At 44.1% G+C, this 4,403-nt stretch carries 3 protein-coding genes and 1 rRNA gene; 1 reads left to right on the top strand and 3 read right to left on the bottom strand.

Annotation, left to right across the window (positions count from 1 at the left end; all coding sequences use genetic code 11):
• Nucleotides 1-267: 267 nt before the first annotated feature.
• Both FWF39_RS11920 and cutA read right to left on the bottom strand, forming a co-directional pair.
• Entirely contained in the window at nt 268-1,554 is a 1,287-nt protein-coding gene (locus FWF39_RS11920) for a hypothetical protein (RefSeq protein ID WP_343383658.1), read from the bottom strand.
• A 47-nt stretch (nt 1,555-1,601) separates the two neighbouring features.
• Nucleotides 1,602-1,922 (bottom strand): divalent-cation tolerance protein CutA, encoded by a 321-nt coding sequence (gene cutA / locus FWF39_RS11915; protein WP_343383657.1) that lies wholly within the window; start codon nt 1,920-1,922, stop codon nt 1,602-1,604.
• A 353-nt stretch (nt 1,923-2,275) separates the two neighbouring features.
• Between cutA and FWF39_RS11910 the strand changes: the two genes are divergently transcribed.
• Nucleotides 2,276-3,379 carry a hypothetical protein gene (locus FWF39_RS11910; protein ID WP_343383656.1) on the top strand — a complete coding sequence of 368 codons (1,104 nt, stop codon included), beginning with the start codon at nt 2,276-2,278 and terminating at the stop codon, nt 3,377-3,379.
• Nucleotides 3,380-3,808: 429 nt separating this feature from the next.
• Here FWF39_RS11910 and FWF39_RS11905 read toward each other — a convergent pair.
• Nucleotides 3,809-4,403: ribosomal RNA gene (locus FWF39_RS11905) — 16S ribosomal RNA — on the bottom strand; the annotation flags it as partial.

Here is a 4,403-nt window from a genome sequence, read left to right as displayed (position 1 = left end):
GGAGTTGCCCGCTTTTAACTGTTTTTTCAGAACCACAATTTTTACATTCAACCATAACAGCCACCGGCTGAATTAATATAAACACACCCTACAATATATCTATTGGTCAACACTCTCAAAAAATGCAGGTTATAACAGTATTTGCTGTTGCTATGAGTCGCATTGAAATACTTTACCAAAAAACAAATGTTGCTATGAACTAGCACGCAACAAGAAACAATGCACAAATAGATGAAATGATGGGATATGGAACTGGGGATTGGGATTTTAGCAGATAAAAAAAGAAGGATCGGCAATGTCGGGGTTGGTTGAGCAAACAATTAGAGTTGAGTCTGTGTTTGGGTTCCAAATCAAGGTTAGGTATCTGTTGTTTGTAAACCAGGTATTGGTGCCTTTGGGGTTTGCTTGGGTAAGGTTTAACAGATCAAGGAAAGCATGGTTGAATTCGCATGCATCCTGGGGGGTGTCCCAGGTGATGTTCCAAGTGAATAAGAAGGCATGGTTTTTTTCGTAGTAGGTAAAGGTGTCGCCGCCCCAGCCGGTTGCAGCTTGTTGGGCTTGGCTATCGTTTAGCCATCGGTTTAACATCACATAGATGAAGTATTCACCATAAGTATCAGAGTCATAACCATAGCTACTAGGTATTATTGTCCAGCTGTTATCAGCAGGGATTGGTGCAAGACTGGGTTTTGCGGTTTCACCGGCGAGGTATTTGTCAGGATGGAGAATCTGCTCGGTTGTGCTGGGTGTGTAGGGGTGTGTGTAGCAAAGGTTTAGTCTGTCCCAGCCGCCGGTATCAACAATTGCCGAAACAAAAGTTTTACCTTGGATATAGGGAAACCAGTTAAGTTCAGTAACGGTGTCAGGAACACTGGGATAAACAAAGTTTAGATTCAAAACATCTACAATGGCAGATAAATTTTTCAAATCACCAACACCAACAGTAGTAGTTGAGGCGGTGGGGGTGTTATATTGGGTTTTGTAGTAGTCGCTCATGTAGGAGGCGTCGCCTTCGGCAAGTGCATTGTGTGCTTTGTTGGCATCGTAGCTGGCTGAGACAGGAAGACCATCTTGCCAGATATGGGTAAGTTCATGTATTAGCGTGGCCTCAGCCGCAGGCAGGTTCCAGGGTTGAAAGTTTTCATAAATAACATAGATATCTTTACCAAGTGCAACAGCAGTCCAACCTGCGATCCACTCAGCCGTAGCACCGCTTAAACTATCGGTTTCATCCATTAAAAATAAGCTTTTGTAGATGATTTCTTGTCTTAGGATGCTGGTTGTATCTGAGTTTGGGGGGTCTTGGCCCCATCGGTCTACGGCTTGCTGTTTGGTGTAGATATAGAGATTGATATCTTGAGGCAGGGTAACGTTTCGGATGTGTTCAAATTGAGTTTTGGCATCCGCAAAAATTTTTTGTGTCTGCGCCTCATAGGCGGCAAAATCAGGGTTTTGAGGACGCCCCCAAACCAAAAAAGAGCCAAGTAAGACAAAAATGACAAGCAACACTGCGACGCCGACAAGCTTTTGTTTAACATTCAGCGATAGCGGCATAGGCTACAGTAAACTTGGACAAAAATAAAGCTTGCCCAACTACACTATTATGCTTTGAGAACACTCTGCATCCAAGCTAAATAGTCCGTTGAGCCCAAAGCAATCGGCAGAGCTAAAACTTCAGGCACCTCATAGCTATGCAAAAGCTTAACTTGCTGCAACAGCTCTGCAAACAAATCCATTCGTGATTTCATGACAAGTAGATATTCCTCAGCCTGATCGATTTTACCCTGCCAAAGAAAACAAGACATAACAGGACTAACTATATTGGCACATGCAATCAGCTTTTTCTCAAGAAGAGCCTGACTAATCTTTTCTGCTTCAGCTCTATCTTTGGCTGTTACTAAAACCACAATAAAATCAACCACAGACATCACACATAGGTTTAGCACTGGCAAGTAAAATAGCTATCCAAACACTACCCCAAAAATTAAAGTATAAAATGCTACCCCGCTACTCTTAGGAGATTTTCTGAAAGATAAACACATAAATTCGCAAAAACATCAAGAACCCACCACAGTAGCAACCGCATGGATCTATGTGTGCAGAGCCACCAAGCTAAAACATCCAGCAAACAAATACTAGATAGATAGCAAAGTAAGTTTAGGTCATTGTGCGGTAGGCAGAATACAATCACATTGGTTAATAATTAACCAAACATACACTAGTTTGTCAGCCAGAAATCATTGCTGACTTGATTATTTTCTTGGAGATTTTAAAGATGCGTAGAAACTCACAAATTGTCGTTGCAGTAATAGCAACATGTATTTTGGCCGTCGTTGTGGTGGCCGCTCTTTTTGCTGACTCACAAACGGGTTCACCCAATACAAACAACACCCCCGCAACATCTACGCCACCTCAACCACAAACCAGTAACACAAATAGCCCCACACCCAACACTTATGCACCTGGTGCTTCACCTAGTCCAAGTGTCACCACAAAACCAACTCAAACACCGTCTCCAGCAACCAATCCGACAACTAAACCGACCAATACACCAGCACCAACAGCATCACCAACACCTATACCGACGCCTGACACTACGCCACAACCGTATCCCACACCAAATCCCGCTACAGTAGTTTTTAGTGATGATTTTGAATCAGGAGACACACGTACTTGGACAAGTATTAGCCGAAGCGATGTTAATCTCAGAGTCATTGATGGAACATTGGAATGTTCCACAGGCGGTCCGGTAACTGGCCAGTGGGGTTATGTATATAAATGGTTTGACAATCCCTATAGCAGTCTTAACTGGCGCTGGTATCTCTACTTTGGCAATTTACCGCAAGAAAATGGCAGTATAATTGGCGCCGGCGGGATGTATAATTCTGCAATCGAGAGCAACTTTACCCCTGCCAATGGTATTTGTGCACTAAATATTATACACCAAAACGGAGCAGTACATTGGAAGTTAGACTACGCTAACGCAGACCAAGTCTACAGTATGACCTCTAACGAAACAGTGTCAGCTAATACCTGGTACTTAGTTGAACTCAAAGCGGTGCAAGATGCAAAATACGGCGAAATTCACTTCTACTTAAACAATATAGAGACCCTAACGGCAACTAATTTAGCAAACAATAACAATGAAGGCATAAATCATGTTTCAGTAGGTGGAGGAATCACAGCAGACCAAGCAGTTTCATGGTTCTGTACAAGCGCGATTGCCTCAACAGAACACATAGGACCCAAACAGGCAACATTTGAGCTCAATCCAGCAACAGCCAGCTTCTTAACAGCAGTTTTAGCCTTAGCAGGCACAGGCACAGTAACTATGCTCAGACAGAAAAACAGCTGGCACATTAAAAGAAAAACACACTAACCCTCCATCATCTTTTTCAACTACTTTAACGACCTAAATAATTAGAGATATACATAGTTGAGGCCATTTCCAATAGAGCAGTTACTATTAGAGTAAATAAATTCAAGATAACCAAACTGGGGGATTACCAAAAAACCAATTCAAAGTAGTTTTTTAGGCAGAAAATTTAGATAAAAACATTGGCAAGTCATATTCACTAACTACCGTGAGGTAATAACAAACAAACTTAACCGTCAGTAAACAGCCGAAAAGCGGTCGCTAATAGTAAAAATAATAAAAATGCAGTTAAATAAAATATTTTTTTAGGGTTGGGATGGAAAAGGATGGAGACCTTTTCTTCAGCTACCTTATGCTAATTTTGGGGCTTTGACGCATAGCCTAAATGCTCTCCTTGCTCCTCCAGGTAAGCACATACATGCTTAATTTCTTAGGAGGTGATCCGGCCGCAGGTTCCCCTACGGCCACCTTGTTACGACTTTTCCCCCCTCACGAAACTTAGATTCGATACCGCCAATTAGACGGCACCTCACCCAAGAGTCGCTCGGGTGGAACGACGGGCGGTGTGTGCAAGGAGCAGGGACGTATTCACCGCGCGCTAATGACACGCGATTACTAGGGATTCCATGTTCACGAAGGCGGGTTTCAGCCTTCGATCCCAACTACGGCAAGCTTTCGAGATTGCCTTCCCCTTTCGAGGTCGGAACCCATTGTACTTGCCATTGCAGCTCGCGTGTGGCCCGGGAGATTCGGGGCATACTGACCTGCCGTGGCCCGCTCCTTCCTCCACTTTATCAGTGGCGGTCTCCTCAGTGTGCCCAGCGCAAAACTGGTTGCAACAGAGGACGCGGGTCTCGATCGTTGCCTGACTTAACAGGACACCTCACGGCACGAACTGGCGACGGCCATGCACCTCCTCTCAGCTCGTCTAGCAAGACCTTTAATCTGGCCTTCATACTGCTGTCGCTCCCGGTGAGATTTCCGGCGTTGACTCCAATTAAACCGCAAGCTTCACCCCTTGTGGTGC

This window comes from Candidatus Bathycorpusculum sp. (assembly GCF_009778815.1).
Classification (GTDB): Archaea; Thermoproteota; Bathyarchaeia; order Bathyarchaeales; family Bathycorpusculaceae; genus Bathycorpusculum; species Bathycorpusculum hydrogenotrophicum.
This window is presented reverse-complemented; position numbering and strand designations above follow the sequence as displayed.